Below are 21,510 nucleotides of genomic sequence, written 5' to 3'. Positions count from 1 at the left end.
AAATGATAAATATGACTTATTACATTTATTATCTATCAAAAGACAATATTAAATGCCGATACTAATAACTAAATTTATCCATGAGAAGGTAAAAATTAAACTGAGTAGAACTTAGATTTGATATTATGTGTTGCTTAATATTATTTTATAAAATCATAATGTTAATAACATTAGAAAAATATAAACTTTAGACAAATAATCGAAAAGCAAAATAAAAACAGTTAGTGTTAACTAAAAAAATAGAAGCTTAACTTTGCTAATTTAACTTAGTTTGTAAATATACGTTAAGAATACAGATGTGATTATTTTATAATATAACTTAGTTAAGTTGTCAATATGCTATTAATTAAGGGATATAAATCCCTTAATTAACAATATATTACTTATTTTTGTTGAATGCTACAGCAAAGGCGTTGCCCATTGCGCTATTAGCCTGTGTTGCAATTGGGCGATGTTTATTATTAGATGACGCACTTAAAGATTTATTATTCTCCACTTTAGAAGTTGCTGCTTCATCTAAACGCATTGATAAAGCAATACGTTTACGAGCAATGTCCACTTCCATCACTTTCACTTTAACAATATCGCCAGCTTTTACTATGGTTCGAGGATCATCAACAAATTTATTGGATAACGCCGAGATATGAACTAGACCATCTTGATGTACGCCAATATCAACAAAAGCCCCAAAATTAGTCACATTCGTTACAGCCCCTTCCATAATCATGCCTATTTTTAAATCTTCCATTGTTTCGATATTATCGGCAAACTGTGCAGTTTTAAATTCAGGTCTAGGATCGCGTCCTGGTTTATCTAATTCTTTAATAATGTCCGTTACGGTTGGAACACCAAAATGGTCATCAACGTAATCAACCGCTTTTAATGATTTTAGATAATTTGAATCACCTAAAATCTCTTTTAAAGTTTTATGATTTTTCTCTAAAATGCGTTCAACAACAGGATATGCTTCCGGATGAACCGCCGATGCATCAAGTGGATTTTTACCATTCATAATACGTAAAAAACCAGCACATTGCTCAAACGCTTTTGGACCTAAACGACTAACTTTTAACAACTGTTTACGATCGGTAAATTGACCGTTTTCATTGCGCCAATCAACAATATTTTTGGCAATAACTTTATTTAGTCCAGCAATACGCGCAAGTAACATCATTGATGCCGTATTTAAATTAACCCCTACCGCATTCACCCCATCTTCAACTACGGCATCAAGCTTTTTGGCTAACTGAGTCTGACTCACATCATGTTGATATTGTCCTACACCAATGGATTTTGGATCGATTTTTACCAGTTCCGCTAATGGATCTTGCAAACGACGAGCAATGGATACCGCACCTCGGATTGATACATCCAAATCCGGGAACTCTTGGGCAGCAAGTTCCGATGCGGAATAAACCGATGCTCCTGCTTCGCTGACAATGACTTTTTGTCCTTTAACTTCTGGATACTTTTTCTGAACATCCAGATAGAATCGTTCAGTCTCACGAGATGCCGTACCATTACCAATAGCCACTAATTCCACTTGATATTTAGTGCAAAGTGCAGCAACCATCATTGCTGCTTTATCAGCTTGTCCAGTGTGAGGATAAATCGTTTCGGTAGCAATTAGTTTACCTGTAGAATCCACAACAGCAATTTTTACACCTGTTCGTAAGCCTGGATCCATACCCATGGTGACTCTCATACCAGCAGGCGCAGCCATTAACATATCATGTAAATTAGCTGCAAATACATTAATTGCTTCCTCTTCCGCACGTTCGCGTAAAGTGGTCATCAATTCGGTTTCCATGTGCATTAAAATTTTAATACGCCAGGTCCAGCTGATCACGGCTTTGCGCCATTTATCGGCAGGCTCATCATTCAATCGAATGCCTAAATGTTCAGAAATAAGCTGCTCGCAATAGCTCTCCTTTGGCGTTTCGTCAAATTGAGGATCAGCGTTTAACGACAGGTGTAAAATACCTTCGTTGCGTCCTCGAAACATCGCTAACGCACGGTGAGACGGGACTCTAGAAATAAGTTCACTTTGCGCAAAATAATCACGAAATTTAGCGCCCTCTTCTTCTTTACCAGCTACAACTTGCGAAACCAAGTTGGCATTATTCCACAGATAATGACGCACTTTAGCGAGTAAACTCGCATCTTCTGCAAATCGTTCCATTAAAATATAACGAGCACCATCCAATGCGGATTTAGTATCAGCTATACCTTTATCTTTATTAAGATATTGTTTAGCTTCATTCTCAGGATCCAACGTTGGATTTTGCCACAAACTATCAGCCAATGGCTCTAATCCAGCCTCGATCGCAATTTGACCTCGAGTACGGCGTTTTGGTTTGTAAGGTAAATAGAGATCTTCAAGTTCCGTTTTACTTAAAGTTTGGCTAATACTTTGGCTAAGATCTGACGTCAATTTACCTTGTTCATCAATTGACTTTAAGATGGTTTGTTTACGATCTTCGAGTTCGCGTAAATAACTTAATCGGTTGTCTAAAGTACGTAACTGGGTATCATCAAGACCACCTGTAACTTCTTTACGATAACGGGCAATAAAAGGAACAGTACTGCCTTCGTCTAATAATTGTATGGCCGCTAAAACTTGTTCTGGTTTTACGGTGAGTTCACCAGCTATAATATGGCTAATTTGAGTATTTATCATAGTATCTCAGTATATTATCGATTAACGGAATTTAATTTAATCATGCAAAAAGCTAATTATATAACAAGAGAAGGTTATTTGGCACTTGATCGTGAATTGAAATATTTATGGCGGGAAGAGAGACCTCGCGTTACTCAAGCCGTATCCGATGCCGCAGCACTAGGTGATCGCAGTGAAAACGCAGAATACATTTACGGTAAGCGAAGATTGCGAGAAATCGATAGACGTGTTCGGTTTTTAACAAAAAGATTAGAAATATTAACCATTGTTGATCCAGATCCAAAACAAGAAGGCAAAGTCTTTTTTGGCGCTTGGGTGAAATTAGAAGATGATGCTGGCAAATCGCATATTTATCGTATTGTTGGTGCTGACGAATTTGATCCCAAAAAAAATTGGATTTCCATCAATAGCCCCGTTGCCCGAGCGTTAATTGGTCATAAAGTGGATGATGAAATATTGGTCCTAACACCAAATGGTAACACTTTTTTTTATATTTTAGAGATCAGTTATTCTCAATTAAATGAATAATGATTTTAACCACCTCATGATAAAAAAGAAGAATATTCATATCATGTACTGATTTTTTCAATAAAAAATAAGCAACCATATTGATTTGAGGTTACCGACTTGAAAGAATAAAAAATTAATTGAGATCATTTTTTACTGGGATAATGAACATGTTTCAAATCCAATAAATACTATTCCATACTTTTACAAATTTACTTAAGTAGTGATCAACAATATGCATGTAAATAGAAGATGTTAGCTACAAATTATGAATTATTAAGGTTACAATTACAATAATTTTTTATTATGTATCATCAAAATTATGATTTCAGTCAATCATTTATACATATTTCCAATTAAATCACTTTCAGGTCTCTCCTTGCAAACCTCCAATACCGTTGATGGAGGTTTTGAACATGATCGAATCATGATGATAAGTGAACCTGATGGAACATTTATAACCGCCAGAGAATTTCCCCAATTGTTAAAGCTTCGAACATCGGTTGTGGGTAATGAGGTATCTGTTTCGTTGCCTTCATTAGAAAAAATTTGTTTTAATTTGGATGAATTTTCGAAAAATGTTGAACCAACCGAAGTGTGGGGTAACCATTTTACTGCGCAAATTGCGCCAATTAGAGTGAATCAATTTTTTAGTCATTTTCTTCAAAAAGATGTGCAATTACGCTGGGTTGGTTCTAATCTAACAAGACGAATCAAACGCTATCCACAAACAGCGGTAAGTTTTGCTGATGGTTACCCTTATTTATTATTAAATCAAGCTTCCTTTAATTATTTGCAGCAACAGTGCCCTGTTAAGCTTGATATCCAACAATTTCGAGGCAATATTATTATTGATGGTGCATTACCTTTTGCCGAAGATGGTTGGAAAACAATTAAAATTGGTGAAGTCCTGTTTGATATCATAAAACCTTGTACTCGTTGTGCATTAACCACATTCAATATCAATTCAACAGAACCATTACCTAATAATGAACCTTTAAAAACATTAGGTTACTTTAGATCGAATTTGGAAGGAAATATTAATTTTGGCATGAATATGATTGCTCGAAATCATGGAACAGTATCTGTCGGTGATAAAGTTGAAATACTTGAACGCCAACCCGCTACCCGTTATATTAAAAATTTTCCTAAAGAACAACCAAGTAACCATCAATCTTGCATTATTACTTTTGAAAATACAAAATTTGAAGGTAATAATCAACAAACGCTATTAGAGCAACTTGAACAACAGTCTATTTCACTTCCCTATTCGTGTCGGGCTGGTGTATGCGGTCGATGCTCAGTGTTATTAAAAAAAGGACAAGTTAAATCCTTAACGCAATCTGGAGTTAAACAAAATAACACCATTTTAGCGTGCAGTTGTATACCTATGAGTGATATCGTCATACAATTATTAAAATAATTACATAAGAATCAATGATATTTTTAATCAATGTAACGAATAGATTATTCGTGCAATATTAATATGAAGTTAGCATCAACGTTTAAGTATTTCTTGATTTTATTCAGTTTTATCTCTACTTCTGTCTTTTATTTGGATCACGATAAAGTTGTATTTAACGATTTAAGAAAGGAAAAAATTTTTTAACAATTAACACAGACTCATTTAACCAATCTCACTTACCTATAAGTTATATTCAATTGGCTCATACCTTGAGTAAGGCAGATTTTAATCAATGCAGTAATGTACTTGATTTAAAATCCAGGTAAAGCATTATTTTGTTTCTGTTCCATGTGAATTGAAATCTAGATTACAGTATAAATAGAGAAATGGATTAAACAGTAATGAGTAGAATATAGCTACTCATTTTAATTAAATATGATTAAGAAATCGCCTTCAATGCTATTTGTTCCTCATCTAAAACCATTGAATTTTCAGGATGGGAATGTTGTTGCGCTAAAATAAGTCGATCATTCATTACTTTAATCGCCTCTGAAAAATAAAACGTTTTATTCATTGAGAAAAAAGTTGGTTGAGCAATGATACACAGTGATGCAAGTTCACCAACCTCAACAACCAACATACAAACTTCAAATCCATCTTCTTGCATATGAACTTTAACAATATCAGCCACTTTTGGTATATATGAAACGGATTGTTGAGAAAAGTACCAACTTTTTGGCATTTGAGGTTTTAAAAAATTAGCTGCGACAATGCCGTTAATCGATAATTGAATTTTTTGTGATTCTGTCAAATTTAATGAATGACAACTATTGTGAAATTGGTAATAAGATGCAGCATCACTAACAGAAAATGAAAACTCACTGAAAACATCAGGAATTAACATTTTACTTGGGTAGCAAGAACGGAACAACATATCAGATGAAACTTCCAGCATTAAACTATCGTATTCACGATCAAAATACCAACGCCAACCATCAGTTGGTCGAAAAGCCATCTTCATTGATATATTACCTCCGCAATATAAGTAAATGATGGAATATAACATAATTTGAATAAGAAATAAATAAAAAATTATAATAAAAAAATTTTAATTATCTAATTTTTAAAAACTTTATACTCATATTTGATCAATAAAAATGATTTCAATACGCTGTTTTGACTATTTTTAGATCTAAATGTATTAAATACTTTTTTTATTGAAACGTAGGTGTAATCTCAAACTTTTTTACAACATTAACCAACAAAAAAGGTGCCATTTGGCACCTTTTGTTTTCATTCCAATCAAATTGACTCAGTAATTAACTGGCTACATTAATACGTTTCATATCCGTCATGTAGCTGCGTAGTTTGCGACCTACTTTTTCAATTGGATGATTGCGGATCTCTTCATTTACATCACGTAATTGGGCATTATCGACACTACCTTCAGGTATGGCTTTACCAAGGTCACCCGCTTGCAACATCGGCATAAATTTTTCTTTTAAAAGTGGTACAGCCGCATTAGCAAAAAGATAATTTCCATATTCAGCGGTATCAGAAATGACTACATTCATTTCATATAAACGTTTACGGGCAATTGTATTAGCAATCAATGGTAATTCGTGTAAGGATTCATAGTAAGCAGATTCAGGTAAGATTCCTGATTCAAGCATGGTTTCAAAAGCAAGTTCAACACCCGCTTTAACCATAGCAACCATCACAACACCTTGATCAAAGTAGGCTTGCTCATCAATTTTGCCTTGGTATTCTGCTGCTTTTTCAAATGCTGTTTCACCCGTTTCTTTACGCCATTTTAATAAGTTAGCATCATCATTTGCCCAGTCTTTCATCATCGTTGAAGAAAATTCCCCAGAGATAATGTCATCCATATGTTTACGGTAAAGATCGGTCATGATCACTTTTAATTCTTTAGCTAATGCATTAGCACGCAATTTAGCAGGATTTGATAAACGATCCATCATTAACGTAATACCACCTTGTTTTAATGCTTCGGTGATAGTTTCCCAACCAAATTGTAATAATTTACAGGCATAAGCAGGATCTACACCATCTGCAACAAGTTTATCAAAACAAAGCAATGAACCGGTTTGTAACATACCGCAAAGAATGGTTTGTTCGCCCATTAGATCGGATTTAACTTCGGCAACAAATGATGATTGTAAAACACCAGCACGATGTCCACCAGTAGCAGCAGCCCATGCTTTAGCGATTGCTAAACCTTCACCTTTTGGATCGTTTTCTGGATGAACAGCAATAAGTGTCGGCACACCAAATCCACGTTTGTACTCTTCACGCACTTCAGTACCTGGACATTTTGGTGCAACCATGACAACGGTAATATCAGAACGAATTTTTTCGCCTACTTCAACAATATTAAACCCATGAGAATAACCCAGTGCAGCACCTTGTTTCATTAATGGTTGCACAGCTTTAACCACAGCAGAATGTTGTTTGTCTGGCGTTAAATTAATAACAAGATCCGCGGTAGGAATAAGTTCTTCATAACAACCAACTTTAAAACCATTTTCAGTTGCTTTTTTCCATGATGCGCGTTTTTCAGCAATGGCTTCTTTACGTAATGCGTAAGAGATGTCCAATCCTGAATCACGCATATTAAGTCCTTGATTCAGACCTTGTGCACCACAACCTACAATAACAATTTTTTTACCTTTTAAAAAATTTGCTTCTGAAGCAAATTCATCACGATCCATAAAACGGCATTGTCCTAGTTGTTCTAATTTTTCACGTAAATTTAGGGTATTAAAATAATTTGACATCATTCTCTCCATGAGTTGGATTGTTTATATTCGAATTATGAAACACTATATAGTACTTTTATTATTGCGAAAATTGATATATTTACAATACTATGTTGCATAAATTGCAACATACTTGCTAAGTTACACACTTTCTTTTACTCTAAGCCACTTTCAACTCACCTATAAATCATTATGGATCCACGTTACAAGCAAGCAAATAAAGAAGCTAAACTATCGCTGTTATTAACTATTCTTTACCTTATTGGGTGGATGGTTTGTGCTTATTGCGTCGGTGATAGCATTGGCTTTTTAGGGTTGCCTTTATGGTTTGAACTATCTTGCATGATGGTCCCTTTAGGTTTTATTTTATTGTGCTGGATCATTGTGAAATTTCTATTCAAAAACATCTCATTAGAGCAAACTAAGTGATTAAAAAATGCATTTAGATATTATTTTACCTCTAGTTATTTATCTTATTTTTGTCTTTGCATTATCCATTTACGCTTATGCAAAACGAAAAAAAGTTAATCAATTTACTGATTATTTTATTGGTAATCGAACCATGGGCGGTTTTTTACTCGCTATGACCTTAGCTGCCACTTATATTAGTGCAAGTTCATTTATCGGTGGTCCGGGAGCGGCCTATAAATATGGACTTGGATGGGTATTGTTGTCGATGATTCAAGTGCCAACGGTCTTACTTTCTTTAGGAATTTTAGGTAAAAAATTCGCTATTTTGGCGCGTAAATATAATGCGATAACCTTAAGTGACATGCTTTATGCACATTACAAAAGTAAAATCATCGTTTGGTTTGCCAGTATCGCATTAGTGGTTGCTTTTGTTGGGGCAATGACTGTGCAGTTTGTTGGTGGCGCCCGTTTATTGGAATCCTCAGTCGGCATTCCATATGACATCGGATTACTAATTTTTGGTGTTGGTACCGTCATCTACACCGCTTTTGGAGGCTTTAGAGCAAGCATTTTAAATGATGCTTTCCAAGGTTTAGTAATGATTATAGGTGCAATTTTGCTGTTAACTGCTATTATTTATTCAGGAGGAGGAGTACCAGCGATTATTCATCGTTTAAATGAAATTAATCCAGCGCTTTTAACACCACAAGGCCCTGATAACTTTATGGACTTTCCTTTCATGGCCTCTTTTTGGATACTAGTTTGTTTTGGTGTGGTTGGATTACCGCATACTGCTGTGCGTTGTATGGCATATAAAGATAGTAAAGCTGTGCATCAAGGTATTATAATTGGTACGGTTGTTGTAACCATTATTATGTTAACAATGCACCTATCAGGCGTACTTGGGCGTGCTATTATTGACGATTTAACCATTCCTGATCAAATCGTCCCAACTTTAATCATTAATGTAATGCCGCCATTGGCTGCTGGCATCTTTTTAGCGGCACCATTGGCTGCAATCATGTCAACAATTAATGCTCAATTATTACAGGTTTCATCGGTGTTAATAAAAGATCTGTTTTTAAGCATAAAACCGGACACTCATTACACTGATAAGATGTTAACCCGTGTATCAGTTATCATTACTATTATTTTTGGTGGATTGCTTATTTTAGCAGCCTGGAATCCTCCCGATATGATTATTTGGTTAAATTTACTGGCATTTGGGGGACTTGAAGCTGTATTTTTATGGCCCTTGGTGTTAGGTTTATACTGGAAAAATGCCAATGCAACAGGTGCATTATGCTCCATGTTTGCTGGTGCTATTAGCTATATTTTATTAGCAGTTTATAACATTAAAATTTACTCTTTCCATCCAATTGTACCTTCACTGATTATTGGATTATTTGTTTTTATCATTGCCAATATGTTTGGCAACTCGGGGAAAAATTATGCCTTGGATTCAACTCAGAATTAATACGACTAACGAATTTGCAGAAGAAATTAGCGAACGACTAGAACAATCTGGCGCGGTATCAGTCACATTTCAAGATACCTATGATAACCCTGTTTTTGAGCCATTACCTGGTGAAACAAAACTTTGGGGAAATACGGATGTAGTGGGTCTTTATGATGCTCAAACCAATACAGATGAATTAAAGGCTGTATTAAATCTTGAGCAATATTCCTATAAAATTGAACCATTAGAAGATAAAGATTGGGAACGTGAATGGATGGATAACTTTCATCCTATGCAGTTTGGTGAGCGACTTTGGATTTGCCCAAGTTGGCGTGATGTTCCTGATCCCAATGCGGTTAACGTCATGTTAGATCCAGGTTTAGCATTTGGTACTGGTACGCACCCAACGACTGCATTATGCTTAACATGGCTTGAAAGTTTAGATCTGAAAAATAAATTAGTTATCGATTATGGTTGTGGTTCTGGTATTTTAGCTATCGCAGCACTAAAATTAGGCGCAAAACGTGTAATTGGTATTGATATCGATCCTCAAGCAATTCAAGCTAGCCATGACAACGCACAACGTAATCGTGTGGATGACAAACTTGAACTCTATTTAGCTAAAGATATTCCTGATAATTTACAAGCAGATGTCATTGTAGCTAATATTTTGGCAGGTCCTTTAAAAGAACTCGAACCCCAAATAAATAAACTTGTAAAATCTCATGGTGAACTCGGCTTGTCTGGTATTTTGGCCTCTCAATCATCAAGCGTTTGGAGCGCTTATCAACCACATTTTGATTTAGATCCTGTCGTTGAACAAGAAGAATGGTGCCGAATTACTGGTAAAAAAAAGTAAAAAATTAACATTACCCCCTTTTAAGTTTGTGAAAAAATGCGTAATATAGCCGCCCTTAATTTGCTAAAAATTGGTGAAATTAAATTAAAAAATAATTTAATTGCTGCACCAATGGCTGGAATCAGCGATAAACCATTTCGGAAATTATGTTATCGATATGGTGCAGGAATGACAGTTTCAGAAATGTTTTTAGCAAATTCAGATGTTTGGCATACTGATAAATCCACTTTGAGAATGATCTCAAATGATGATGTTGGTATTCGTGCAGTACAAATTGTTGGGTCTGATCCTGATGAAATGGCAAAAGCTGCGGAATTTAATGTCAAACATGGCGCTCAGTTGATTGATATCAATATGGGTTGTCCAGCTAAAAAAGTTAATAAAAAGTTAGCCGGTTCTGCATTAATGCAGTATCCAGAACTAATAAAAAAAATTTTGCAGAAAGTTGTCGGTGCAGTTGATGTACCGGTAACATTGAAAACGCGGACTGGATGGAATAAAGATCATAGAAATTGCATTGAAATAGCACAAATAGCTCAAGATTGTGGCATAAAGGCTATTACTATTCATGGAAGAACCCGTGCTTGCTTATTCAATGGCGTGGCAGAATATGAATCAATCAAGGCAGTAAAGGAAAAGGTTACGATTCCGGTTATTGCTAATGGCGATATTCGTACACCAGAACAAGCAAAAGAAGTTTTTCAATATACGCAAGCTGATGCTATAATGATCGGCCGAGCGGCACAGGGTCGACCTTGGATATTTGAAGAAATTGCATTCTATCTATCACATGGACAGTTAAAAAAAAGTAAAAGTATTGATGAGGTAGAACAAGTTGTTTTATCACACCTTGATGAGCTTTATCAACTTTACGGAGAATATAAAGGATTAAGGATTGCCAGAAAGCATGTAAATTGGTATACCAAGGATTATGCTGATAGCGATCAATTCAGGCGCTTATTTAGTGTACTTAGCAATACAAGTGAGCAAGTTAAAACACTAATAGCATTTTTTAGTCAAATTAGAAACAACCAAAAGAGTTAAGAATACTATGTCAGAACAACGCGTTACAGCTGCAGCACTTAAATTTACAACTGTAAATTCGCAGGATCAAATAACACAAAAGCCATTGCGAGATTCTGTTAAGCAAGCTTTGAAAAACTATTTATCTCAGTTAAATGGTGAAGATCCTACAGATCTATATGAATTAGTGTTAGCTGAAGTTGAACACCCATTCCTTGATATGGTTATGCAATATACACGCGGTAATCAAACTCGTGCAGCAAATATGCTTGGCATCAACCGAGGCACGCTTCGTAAAAAATTAAAACAATATGGAATGAGTTAATCGTTCTATTTGATAGATTTGCAATATTTTGAAAACGCCTATATGTTGGGCGTTTTTTATTGCGATAAAACAATTTAAAATCAAGCAAAATGCTATTTTTTAAACAGTAATATTGACACTATCCTTTCTTTTTTTCAAAAACGATATTAAGTCACTGTGGACACACCATAAAAAGAATTATCCTGAATAAGATCACACATACCAATAAATGATATCAAATTCATCAAAGCGATGGGCATTTAGAATGATAGGTAAATATCTATTGTGGATTTGAATGGCGTTTCATACATTTCACTAACAAACCATCTATACGTTTTGATGAGCCTTCTTCCAACTGATAAGAATTTCATGCAATGCTTATCAATCCAAATGGTGCTCTCAATCATTATTAATGCATTGAAAAAATTCCTTTAATTAACCAATTATATGATTCATATAAGTTAATATTTTGATTTTTAGAAAATAAAATATTTCTTAAAAGATTGGTCATTATAACAATAATGTTGTCATTGATTCAGAATTTCAACTCACTTATTAGTATAACTTATCATCATATTGATAATGAATTTTTAGTTAAAGTTTGCTAAAATACACCGATTTTAAATTATTTATCTGGAGAATTTTATGGCAGGTCATAGTAAATGGGCCAATACCAAACACCGCAAAGCAGCACAAGATGCAAAACGCGGTAAAATCTTTACCAAAATTATTCGCGAACTTGTAACTGCAGCTAAAATCGGTGGTGGCGATCCAGCGTCTAACCCTCGTCTACGTGCTGCTATGGACAAAGCATTATCTAACAATATGACACGAGACACCATGAATAGAGCTGTTGCTCGTGGTGTTGGTGGCGAAGATGATACTAATATGGAAACGATCATCTATGAAGGTTATGGACCAGCAGGTACTGCGGTAATGGTTGAATGCTTAAGTGACAATCGTAATCGTACTGTATCTGAAGTTCGCCATGCTTTTACCAAAACTGGGGGTAATTTAGGTACTGATGGTTCTGTTTCGTATTTATTCACGAAAAAAGGCGTTATCTCATACCCAGCAGGGACGGATGAAGATCAAGTAATGGATGCAGCTCTTGAAGCTGGAGCAGAGGATGTTGTTACCTATGATGATGGTGCAATTGATGTGTTCACAACCCCAGAATCATTTGGTGAAGTTAAAGATGCCCTTGATGCAACAGGTTTAGTGTCTGAAGCAGCAGAAGTATCAATGATCCCATCAACTAAAGTTGATCTTGATATTGAATCTGCGCCTAAATTACTTCGTCTTATTGATATGCTTGAAGATTGTGATGATGTTCAGGAAGTTTATCATAATGGTGAAGTTTCTGACGAGGTGGCAGCAACGCTCTAATGGCCATTATTCTTGGCATCGATCCCGGTTCTCGTTTGACAGGTTACGGCGTAATTCGTCAAACGGGACGACAACTTACCTACCTTGGCAGCGGATGCATTCGTACTGCAGTTGATGATCTTCCCAACCGTTTAAAACGCATATATGCAGGTGTAAGTGAAATTATACTACAATTTCAACCTGATATGTTTGCTATTGAACAAGTCTTTATGGCACGTAATGCTGATTCAGCCTTAAAATTAGGCCAGGCTAGAGGTTCAGCCATTGTCGCAGCAGTAAATAATAACTTACCCGTTTTCGAATATGCAGCACGCTTAGTCAAACAAAGTGTGGTTGGAACGGGTGCAGCCGACAAAAAGCAAGTACAGCATATGGTAAAATTATTACTCAAGTTACCTGCCAGTCCTCAGGCCGATGCAGCAGATGCATTAGCTATAGCCATTACACATGCCCATATGTGTCAACAATCAATCAAATCTTATCAATAAATCAGTTCTTACATCGTTCACTGCGTATGACCTTAACAATAATAAAAAAAACCATTCTTAAGCTTAATCACTCCTAACATATTATTAAACTCAATAATTAATTCAATCCTGACTGATAACGTGCATAAAAAAAGCACCAATACTATTGGTGCTTTTAAAATACATGGATAATATGTTATCTATTATCAACTTTTATCGGTGTTACCGCTATAGTTAGTAGGTAAAACGACTTTATTCTTATGTTTAGTAAACAGTTTTGTTACAAACAAGAAGAACAATGGAACATAGAATATTGCTAAAAATGTTGCCGTTATCATACCACCGATTACCCCAGTACCTACCGCATTTTGGCTTGCAGATCCAGCCCCGCTATTTAGCGCTAATGGTAACACACCTAAAATGAATGCAAATGATGTCATTAAAATTGGACGTAAACGTAAACGACAAGCTTCTAACGTTGCATCAATTAATGATTTACCTTCTTTTTCAAGTGCATCTTTGGCAAATTCTACAATCAAAATAGCATTTTTAGCAGATAATCCCATTGTAGTTAATAGACCTACGATAAAGTAAATATCATTATCAAGGCCTCTAAACATAGTGGCATATACGGTACCAATAATGCCTAATGGGATAACAAATAGGATTGAAATCGGCACAGTCCAGCTTTCATATAAAGCCGCTAATGACAAGAATACAACAATGATTGAAATAATATAAAGTGTTGTCGTTTGAGAGCCTGTTTGACGTTCTTGATAAGAAATATCTGTCCAGTCAAATGAGAAACCTTTAGGTAACTTTTTAGATAATTCTTCCATTACAGCCATAGCTTGACCAGAACTCATGCCTGGCGCAGCTGAACCACTCACTCCCATTGCAGCTACACCATCATAACGAACAAGCGAAGGTGAACCATAACTTTTGGTTGTGGTTGCAAAAGCATCATAAGGGACCATTTCACCTTTTTGATTTTTTACATGCCAAAAACTGAAATCATCAGGTAGCATTCGATAAGCCGCATCAGATTGTAAATAAACTTTTTTAACACGGTTATTATAAACAAAATCATCAATATAAGCAGAACCTAATGCGGTTGAAAGTACCGTATTAACACTACTTACCGCCACACCAAGAGCTTGAGCAGTTTCAAAATCCACATTAATTTTATATTGTGGAACATCTAACATACTGCCTGGACGAACTTGCTGTAATTGAGGTTCATGCGCGGCCATACCTAATAGTTGGAAAAAAGCACCCATCAAAGCATCATGACCAAGACCAGCAGAATCTTTTAACATATAAGAGAAACCATTAGCCATACCAAGTGATGGTACTGCTGGTACATTGGCGATAATTACACGACCTTCAGTTATCGTTGATGCAAATCCCCAACCACTGCCAACTAATGCATCCACTTTTTGATCAGGACGTTTACGCTCATCCCAATCTTTTAATCGGATAAAGCCAAGCCCCATGTTTTGTCCACGACCAACCATACTAAAACCAGCAACGGTGAAGATTTCTTTTACTGAATCGGCTTTTTGTGTCATATAGAAGTTAGAAGTTTTATCCAGCACTCCCATCGTTTGTTCTAATGTTGAGCCTGGTGGTAATTCAACCAGCACAATCAATACACCCTGATCTTCATTTGGCAAGAAACCCGTTGGTAATCGGTTGAATCCAAATACTAAGCCCACAACAATCAAGACATAGCAAACAAATGAAATAACTGGGTAACGTATAAACTGAATCACACCTTTTTCATAGGCATGCAAACTTTTGTTGTATAAATTATTAAATTTATTAAAAAACCATTTTGTCCCAGCTGAGCACCAACAAAATGGAGCGATAGTGACAAGTTTTTCACCAAACGTTTTTTTCTTAACTTTATTTTTTGATGGCGCTTTTAAAATTTGTGCGCAAAGTGCAGGTGTTAATACAATTGCCACCAACACAGATAGAGACATCGAAGTTACAATGGTAATAGAGAACTGGCGATAAATTCCCCCAGCAGCACCACCATAAAATGCCATTGGTACAAATACAGCTGAAAGTACAACGGCTATCCCTACTAATGCAGAAGTGATTTGTTCCATTGATTTAACGGTTGCATCATAAGGGGATAGGCCTTCTTCATGCATAATACGTTCGACGTTTTCAATAACTACTATGGCATCATCGACTAAAAGACCGATAGCAAGGACCATTGCAAACATAGATAACGTATTGATAGTAAATCCACAAATGTATAAAACTGCAAAGGTACCTAACAATACAACAGGTACTGTAATAGTTGGAATGAGTGTAGAACGAAGGTTTTGTAAAAATACATACATTACGATAACAACCAAAAGAATTGCTTCGATCAATGTATGAATTACGTTATTAATGGATAATTTAACAAACGGTGTTGTATCGTAAGGATACGCAAATTTAATGTCTTCAGGAAAAATCTGAGACAGTTCCTGAATCTTTTTATCAACTTGTGCTGACGTATCTAATTGGTTCGCACCGGTTGCCAAATAAATACCTAAACCAGCGGATGGTTTACCATCATAACGCGAAAGAAAGTTATAATCAGCGGCACCAATTTCAACCGTTGCCACATCTTTTAATAAAACATTTGACCCGTCAGTATTAACACGGACTAAAATATTTTGAAATTGCTCGGGTGTTTTTAAACGTGATTGAGCCGTAATAGTGGCATTGAGCTCTTGCCCTTTCGTTACAGGTAAAGCACCGAGTTGCCCTGCTGTTACCTGCGCATTTTGCGCTTGAATAGCAGCAACGATTTCTTCAATAGATAGATTGAAATAAGTCAGTTTGTTTGGATCTAACCAAACACGCATTGCATATTCCGAACCAAATAACTGAGTGTCTCCAACCCCTTGAACACGACGAATAGGATCTTGTACCGTTGAATAAATGAAGTCGGCAATATCCGCCTGCGTTTTTTGAGGGTTAGTAGAATAGAAACCGATAACTTTCAGGAAGTTAGTGTTATTTTTAGCAACCGACACCCCATTTTTTTGAACGCTTTCGGGTAAACGTGATTTTATACTTTCTACTTTATTTAAAACCTGTACTTGTGCAAAATCTGGACTCGTACCAGGGGCAAAGGTTAACGTAGTTTGTACCACACCTTGAGCACTACTGGTTGATTTCATATAAATCAAATTATCCAAACCCGTCAAGTTTTGTTCAATTAATTGCGTAACAGTGTTTTCAATAGTTTGCGCATCGGCACCCGGATAAACCGCAGAAACAGTCACAGCAGGAGGCGCTATATCAGGATACTGCTCAACAGCTAGTAGCTTAATACATAAAGCACCGCCCAGCATCATCATGATAGCAATTACCCATGCAAAAACAGGTCTATCAATAAAAAACTTAGCCATAATTAAATCTACCCCTGTTTTATTTCACATTGTTTTTGATGATGTTATCTAACTGTTCTTGAGAAAGAGTAGCAGGCTCACCAACAACTTCTGCTTTCATAGGCATACCAGATTCAACAGCAGTTAAATTAAGTAGACCTGTAGTAATAATTTGTTCACCAATATTAATACCACTGGTTACAATCCAATAACCACTGATTCCAGTATAAACTTTAATATCTTGACGATACTCAACCGTATTATCTGGTTTTAATATTTTGGCAGTATATTGACCTTTTTGATTACTCGTAACACCTTGTTGAGGAACTAATACGGCATTTTTAATGGTTCCTAATGTCAATTGAGGTTTAACAAACATACCCGGTAAAATTTTACCTTCACTGTTTGAAAATTGAGATCGTAACGTTACTGTTCCAGTTGTTTCGTTCACAGTCATATCTGAAAATTTAACATTACCAGGTAATGCGTATTTTGAACCATCATTAAAAAACAGTTCTACATTATCCCCTGTGGCTGGCTCATAAATGATGTTTTCATCTTGAAGATATTTATTATAACGTGTCGCTGCTTCCGTCATATCAACATAAATGGGATCGAGTTTTTGCACTAATGCAAGTGGTGTTGCTTGTCCTGCTGATACTAAAGCCCCTTCAGTCACACTTGATTTACCAATATAGCCATCAATTGGTGAGTATACTTTAGTATAATCTAAATTAACTTTAGCAGTATGTTCTGCCGCTTGCGCAACCAATACGCTGGCATCAGCTTGTTTAGCATCAGCGGCCGCTTTATCGTATTCTTGTTGGCTTATCGATTTTGTTTTTAATAATCCAGCATAACGTTTTAAAGTAAGTTGTGCGATATTAGCATTAGCCTTTGCACTTGCTACACTAGCAACGGCACTATCATAATTTGCTTGATAAATAGCAGGATCAATTTGATAAAGTGATTGACCGGCTTTAACATTTGAACTTTCTTCAAATTCTCGATTCAAAACAATTCCACCAACTTGTGGTCTTATTTCTGCTATTTGTGATGCAACAACCCGCCCTGGTAAATTGATTTTCAGTGTGTAATTTAAAGGCTCTACTTTAAACACAGTTACCTTGGGTAATTGGCCATTACCATTTTGTGACTGATGATTATCACAACTGGTTAATAACAATAGACTAGTTAATGCCATTGGCAGAGTAAGTAACAACTTATTAAATCTCATATAAGAAAGACCTCGGTAACTTAATAATTATTTAGATAACAATGAATTAAATTTTTAAAAAATAACGGGCGATTTTACAAAAAAAATACAAAAAATGTAAGTATCTTTACAGGTTAATAGCACAGAGTTCTAAAAATAACAAAACAGGAATATGATAAAGAAATAAACGATACTGTTAAATATGATTCTTTTAAGAAATAAAGTATTATAGGCTAATTGGGTTTTTGTGCTATAAAAAAGCCAAAATAAAATGCTATACTAGCAATCTGTAAAGGAAGTATCGTTCAAGTGGTTTCAATTTACATTTGTTGTACTCCGTAATCATTTTATTCAATTTTTCTTAAGATTGAATGATTTGACTCTATATTCAATTTAATTCTGAGATGGTTATTATGGATAATTTACGTATTGTTCTAATTGTTGTTGCGTCCTTAGTCATTATAGCTCTATTGATTCATGGGTTTTGGATCAATAAAAGAGAACTTTATTCTTTTGGTTCGGAAAAACAGAAAAAAAATCAAAAAAATGTCCAACAAAATGAAAATAACTTCATTGATACAATCGAAGATGACGTAATTCTAATCACTCGAAATAAAAAAATTAGTGGGCACGAAGATCATACACCTAAAGAGCCGGTTGAGGAAGTACCACCTCAGCAAGAAGAGTTATTTGTAAATGAAGATGAAGAACAAGCTATGGATGAAACCAACGATGATCCGAAACCAATCATCAAAATAAACAACGATTCTTTCGACGATAAAAAATTACAAGAAAAAAAACAACCACAGCAAACTACTCAACATAACGAAGAAAAAACAGATAATCAGCAATCACGAGCAAAAGACACTAAGACACAGAAAGGTAGTTTAAATAAATTTGACGAAGACAATACCGAAATTATTATTCTCAATATAAAAGGGATTAATGGTAAATTATTACAAGGTGATGTACTCCTAGCAAGTATTATGCAATCAGGTTTCCAGTTTGGTGATATGAGAATATTTCATCGTCATGTTGATCCCGCAGGTAATGGTCCGGTACTGTTCAGTTTAGCCAATATGGTCACTCCTGGATACTTAGATCCTGAAACAATGCATGAATTTACAACGCCTGGTGTATCTATTTTCATGGTTGCACCTACCGAAGGCAACAATCAACAAAATTTTAAATTAATGCTACAAACAGCCCAGCGTGTCGCTGATGATGTTAATGGTGTGGTTTTAGATGATGAACATCGTATGTTAACGCCACAAAAAATTGATAGTTACAAAAATCGCATTAAAAAAGCCTGCAACGAAATTTAATCGCAAAAACTTTCTACTATTCTTTAACAAAATGCCACCAACTCCATTTGGTGGCTATAAACAAAAATTTATATAATGCAATGATTAATTGACTTAATAACTGCATGTTTCATTAATTAAGCAATTTTGATGATTTCCCTAAAAGCTATCTTTTAATTTAAGAGCCTATTATCATGCCACTATCAACTAAAACAGAACATTCAGCCAAGAAACCTGAATCGATTAAAGATGTCACAGAACAATTGACTTCATTACGCAATCTAATCAGACATCATGAGTATTGCTATTACGTACTTGATGCGCCTGAAATTCCTGACTCTGAATACGATAAATTAATAAAACAACTGCAAACGATAGAGCAACAGCATCCAAATCTGATCACAACTGACTCTCCCACTCAACGAGTTGGCGGCGCTCCTTTAGCTCAATTCGACTCGATTAAACATGAACTGCCGATGCTTTCACTTGATAATGTTTTTGATGAATCGAGTTTTATCGCCTTTAATAAGAGAGTTAAGGATCGTCTTCATTTAAGTGAAAATGAACAAGTTGAATATTGCTGTGAATTAAAACTTGATGGCTTAGCGGTAAGTATATTGTATGAAAATGGAAAGTTCTCAAAGGCTGCAACGCGTGGCGACGGCACAACTGGAGAAGACATCACCGCAAATGTACGGACAATTAAAACCATTCCTCTGGTGTTAATGGGTGAAAATATTCCTAGGCGCTTAGAAGTACGGGGTGAAGTCTTTATGACTCATAAAGGTTTTACCAAACTTAATGCTGATGCAGAAAAACGAAACGAAAAAGTATTTGCCAATCCTCGTAATGCCGCCGCAGGTTCATTAAGGCAATTAGATCCTAAAATTACTGCTAAAAGACCATTATCATTCTATTGTTATGGTGTTGGTATTGTTGAAGGATCTTCACTACCTGATACCCATTATGATCGTTTAATGCAATTCAAAGCTTGGGGATTGCCTGTGAGTGAAAAAGTAGAAAAACGACAAGGCGCCCAAGCCGCTTTAAGCTATTTTAAACAAATTGGCGAACAGCGCATGTCATTGGGTTTTGATATTGATGGTGTTGTCATTAAAGTTAATAACATTGAATTACAAAATGAACTGGGCTTTGTTGCACGTGCACCACGCTGGGCAACGGCATTTAAATTTCCAGCACAAGAAGAAGTGACGCAATTAAATAAAGTAGACTTTCAAGTCGGGCGCACAGGAGCAATTACACCAGTTGCAAGACTTGAGCCTGTTTCTGTTGCTGGCGTTATTGTCAGTAACGCTACACTACATAATAGTGATGAAATAGCCCGATTAGGTATACGCGAAGGTGATTATGTGACAGTGCGCCGAGCTGGTGATGTGATTCCTAAAATTGTCGCCGTCTTATTAGATCGAAGACCTAAAGAGACAAAAGAAATTGTTTTCCCAACTCACTGCCCTATTTGTGGTTCACTAATTGTTCGAGACGAAGGACAAGCAATTTCACGCTGTGCAGGTGGATTAATTTGCCCAGCACAACGCAAAGAAGCTTTAAAACATTTTGTCTCTCGACGAGCAATGAATGTAGATGGGATGGGTGACAAGATTATTGAACAATTAGTCGATAAAGATTACGTTAGAACCCCAGCGGACCTGTATAAACTTAATATTCCTACCCTATGTTCATTAGAAAAAATTGGTGAAAAATCGGCGAATAACTTATTGAATGCGCTAAATGCATCTAAAAACACCACATTAAGCCGATTTATCTTTGCTCTTGGTATTCCTAATGTTGGTGAAGTGACTGCGGAAAATTTAGCCAACCAACTTGGCAGTTTATCCGCAATCGAAAATGCCTCTCTTGAGCAACTGCAGACTGTAAATGATATTGGAATTGTGATTGCGGAAAGTATCATAGATTTCTTTCAAGAACCCCATAACCGAAAAGTAATTGAGCAATTAACCAGTGACGACATCAATGTACACTGGCAAGATATTACTCCTGACGCACAGACAACTATTGTTGATTCGCCATTTGCAGGTAAAACAATAGTATTGACCGGTACGCTATCAGTGTTAACCCGAGATGAAGCAAAAAATAAACTAAAACAACTGGGCGCGAAAGTAACAGGAAGTGTATCTAAAAATACCGACCTTGTTATAGCCGGAGAAGCAGCCGGTTCTAAGTTAGATAAAGCCCAAGAACTTGGTATTAAAGTCATCGATGAGCAAGAAATGTTAAATTTACTTACTCAATTATCATAAAAAATATTGGTTGTCGAGATTAATTTGAT

The 21,510-nt window shown here is 35.8% G+C and carries 15 protein-coding genes and 1 pseudogene; 11 read left to right on the top strand and 5 right to left on the bottom strand.

The annotated features are described in order from the left end of the window. Nucleotides 1–514 precede the first annotated feature (514 nt). Nucleotides 515–2,680: pseudogene (locus tag J3U13_RS10070) on the bottom strand (Tex family protein); the annotation flags it as partial. 42 nt (nucleotides 2,681–2,722) lie between these two features. Here J3U13_RS10070 and greB point away from each other — a divergent pair. Beyond that, the gene (greB, locus tag J3U13_RS10065) at nucleotides 2,723–3,208 is read left to right on the top strand and encodes a transcription elongation factor GreB (RefSeq protein ID WP_267341862.1); all 486 of its coding nucleotides are present in this window, start codon (nucleotides 2,723–2,725) and stop codon (nucleotides 3,206–3,208) included. 301 nt (nucleotides 3,209–3,509) lie between these two features. Further along, on the top strand, nucleotides 3,510–4,610 hold the full coding sequence (locus J3U13_RS10060) for a YcbX family protein (protein ID WP_267341861.1): 1,101 nt from the start codon (nucleotides 3,510–3,512) through the stop codon (nucleotides 4,608–4,610). 421 nt (nucleotides 4,611–5,031) lie between these two features. Here J3U13_RS10060 and J3U13_RS10055 read toward each other — a convergent pair whose 3' ends face one another. Both J3U13_RS10055 and ilvC read right to left on the bottom strand, forming a co-directional pair. Beyond that, on the bottom strand, nucleotides 5,032–5,613 hold the full coding sequence (locus tag J3U13_RS10055; RefSeq protein ID WP_267341860.1) for a cell division protein ZapC domain-containing protein: 582 nt from the start codon (nucleotides 5,611–5,613) through the stop codon (nucleotides 5,032–5,034). Between the two features lie 298 nt (nucleotides 5,614–5,911). Continuing rightward, nucleotides 5,912–7,390, bottom strand: coding sequence for a ketol-acid reductoisomerase (gene ilvC / locus J3U13_RS10050; protein ID WP_267341858.1), 1,479 nt, complete (start codon nucleotides 7,388–7,390; stop codon nucleotides 5,912–5,914). A 174-nt stretch (nucleotides 7,391–7,564) separates the two neighbouring features. On the opposite strand from ilvC, the gene J3U13_RS10045 reads away from it, so the two are divergent. The 7 genes from J3U13_RS10045 to ruvC all read left to right on the top strand — a co-directional run bounded on the left by J3U13_RS10045 (nucleotide 7,565) and on the right by ruvC (nucleotide 13,305). Next, nucleotides 7,565–7,801, top strand: a complete 237-nt coding sequence (locus tag J3U13_RS10045; RefSeq protein ID WP_267341856.1) for a YhdT family protein — start codon at nucleotides 7,565–7,567, stop codon at nucleotides 7,799–7,801. A gap of 7 nt (nucleotides 7,802–7,808) precedes the next feature. Beyond that, a complete protein-coding gene (gene panF, locus J3U13_RS10040; RefSeq protein ID WP_267341854.1) occupies nucleotides 7,809–9,260 on the top strand; it encodes a sodium/pantothenate symporter in 1,452 nt (483 codons plus the stop codon). Continuing rightward, nucleotides 9,235–10,101 (top strand): 50S ribosomal protein L11 methyltransferase, encoded by an 867-nt coding sequence (gene prmA, locus J3U13_RS10035; protein ID WP_267341853.1) that lies wholly within the window; start codon nucleotides 9,235–9,237, stop codon nucleotides 10,099–10,101. Before panF ends, prmA begins: the two co-directional genes overlap by 26 nt. Before the next feature lie 36 nt (nucleotides 10,102–10,137). Beyond that, complete coding sequence (gene dusB / locus J3U13_RS10030) at nucleotides 10,138–11,145, top strand: tRNA dihydrouridine synthase DusB (RefSeq protein WP_267341852.1); 1,008 nt, start codon at nucleotides 10,138–10,140, stop codon at nucleotides 11,143–11,145. A gap of 7 nt (nucleotides 11,146–11,152) precedes the next feature. Next, complete coding sequence (gene fis, locus J3U13_RS10025) at nucleotides 11,153–11,449, top strand: DNA-binding transcriptional regulator Fis (protein ID WP_034883623.1); 297 nt, start codon at nucleotides 11,153–11,155, stop codon at nucleotides 11,447–11,449. Between the two features lie 624 nt (nucleotides 11,450–12,073). Then, the gene (locus J3U13_RS10020; protein WP_267341851.1) at nucleotides 12,074–12,817 is read left to right on the top strand and encodes a YebC/PmpR family DNA-binding transcriptional regulator; all 744 of its coding nucleotides are present in this window, start codon (nucleotides 12,074–12,076) and stop codon (nucleotides 12,815–12,817) included. After that, nucleotides 12,817–13,305, top strand: a complete 489-nt coding sequence (gene ruvC / locus J3U13_RS10015) for a crossover junction endodeoxyribonuclease RuvC (protein WP_267341850.1) — start codon at nucleotides 12,817–12,819, stop codon at nucleotides 13,303–13,305. Before J3U13_RS10020 ends, ruvC begins: the two co-directional genes overlap by 1 nt. Nucleotides 13,306–13,490: 185 nt before the next feature. On the opposite strand, the gene J3U13_RS10010 is transcribed toward ruvC, so the two are convergent. Together J3U13_RS10010 and J3U13_RS10005 are read right to left on the bottom strand one after the other, a co-directional pair. Beyond that, the gene (locus J3U13_RS10010; protein WP_267341849.1) at nucleotides 13,491–16,703 is read right to left on the bottom strand and encodes an efflux RND transporter permease subunit; all 3,213 of its coding nucleotides are present in this window, start codon (nucleotides 16,701–16,703) and stop codon (nucleotides 13,491–13,493) included. Nucleotides 16,704–16,722: 19 nt separating this feature from the next. Further along, on the bottom strand, nucleotides 16,723–17,919 hold the full coding sequence (locus J3U13_RS10005) for an efflux RND transporter periplasmic adaptor subunit (RefSeq protein WP_267341848.1): 1,197 nt from the start codon (nucleotides 17,917–17,919) through the stop codon (nucleotides 16,723–16,725). 392 nt (nucleotides 17,920–18,311) lie between these two features. Between J3U13_RS10005 and zipA the strand changes: the two genes are divergently transcribed. Then, nucleotides 18,312–19,223: a cell division protein ZipA gene (gene zipA, locus J3U13_RS10000; protein WP_267341847.1), complete on the top strand. Its 912-nt coding sequence runs from the start codon at nucleotides 18,312–18,314 to the stop codon at nucleotides 19,221–19,223. Nucleotides 19,224–19,444: 221 nt separating this feature from the next. Beyond that, nucleotides 19,445–21,481: an NAD-dependent DNA ligase LigA gene (gene ligA, locus J3U13_RS09995; protein WP_416380214.1), complete on the top strand. Its 2,037-nt coding sequence runs from the start codon at nucleotides 19,445–19,447 to the stop codon at nucleotides 21,479–21,481. Nucleotides 21,482–21,510: the final 29 nt, after the last annotated feature.

Source organism: Gilliamella sp. B2887 (assembly GCF_026537015.1).
Lineage (GTDB): Bacteria > Pseudomonadota > Gammaproteobacteria > Enterobacterales > Orbaceae > Gilliamella.
The sequence above is the reverse complement of the archived record's forward strand: the minus strand, read 5'-3'. Positions and strand labels throughout refer to the sequence as shown.

Excerpts from the sequence above, each read along its gene's own strand:
- greB (WP_267341862.1), top strand. The coding sequence starts at position 2,723 with ATGCAAAAAGCTAATTATATAACAAGAGAAGGTTATTTGGCACTTGAT.
- J3U13_RS10060 (WP_267341861.1), top strand. The coding sequence starts at position 3,510 with ATGATTTCAGTCAATCATTTATACATATTTCCAATTAAATCACTTTCA.
- J3U13_RS10055 (WP_267341860.1), bottom strand. The coding sequence starts at position 5,613 with ATGAAGATGGCTTTTCGACCAACTGATGGTTGGCGTTGGTATTTTGAT.
- ilvC (WP_267341858.1), bottom strand. The coding sequence starts at position 7,390 with ATGTCAAATTATTTTAATACCCTAAATTTACGTGAAAAATTAGAACAA.
- J3U13_RS10045 (WP_267341856.1), top strand. The coding sequence starts at position 7,565 with ATGGATCCACGTTACAAGCAAGCAAATAAAGAAGCTAAACTATCGCTG.
- panF (WP_267341854.1), top strand. The coding sequence starts at position 7,809 with ATGCATTTAGATATTATTTTACCTCTAGTTATTTATCTTATTTTTGTC.
- prmA (WP_267341853.1), top strand. The coding sequence starts at position 9,235 with ATGCCTTGGATTCAACTCAGAATTAATACGACTAACGAATTTGCAGAA.
- dusB (WP_267341852.1), top strand. The coding sequence starts at position 10,138 with ATGCGTAATATAGCCGCCCTTAATTTGCTAAAAATTGGTGAAATTAAA.
- fis (WP_034883623.1), top strand. The coding sequence starts at position 11,153 with ATGTCAGAACAACGCGTTACAGCTGCAGCACTTAAATTTACAACTGTA.
- J3U13_RS10020 (WP_267341851.1), top strand. The coding sequence starts at position 12,074 with ATGGCAGGTCATAGTAAATGGGCCAATACCAAACACCGCAAAGCAGCA.
- ruvC (WP_267341850.1), top strand. The coding sequence starts at position 12,817 with ATGGCCATTATTCTTGGCATCGATCCCGGTTCTCGTTTGACAGGTTAC.
- J3U13_RS10010 (WP_267341849.1), bottom strand. The coding sequence starts at position 16,703 with ATGGCTAAGTTTTTTATTGATAGACCTGTTTTTGCATGGGTAATTGCT.
- J3U13_RS10005 (WP_267341848.1), bottom strand. The coding sequence starts at position 17,919 with ATGAGATTTAATAAGTTGTTACTTACTCTGCCAATGGCATTAACTAGT.
- zipA (WP_267341847.1), top strand. The coding sequence starts at position 18,312 with ATGGATAATTTACGTATTGTTCTAATTGTTGTTGCGTCCTTAGTCATT.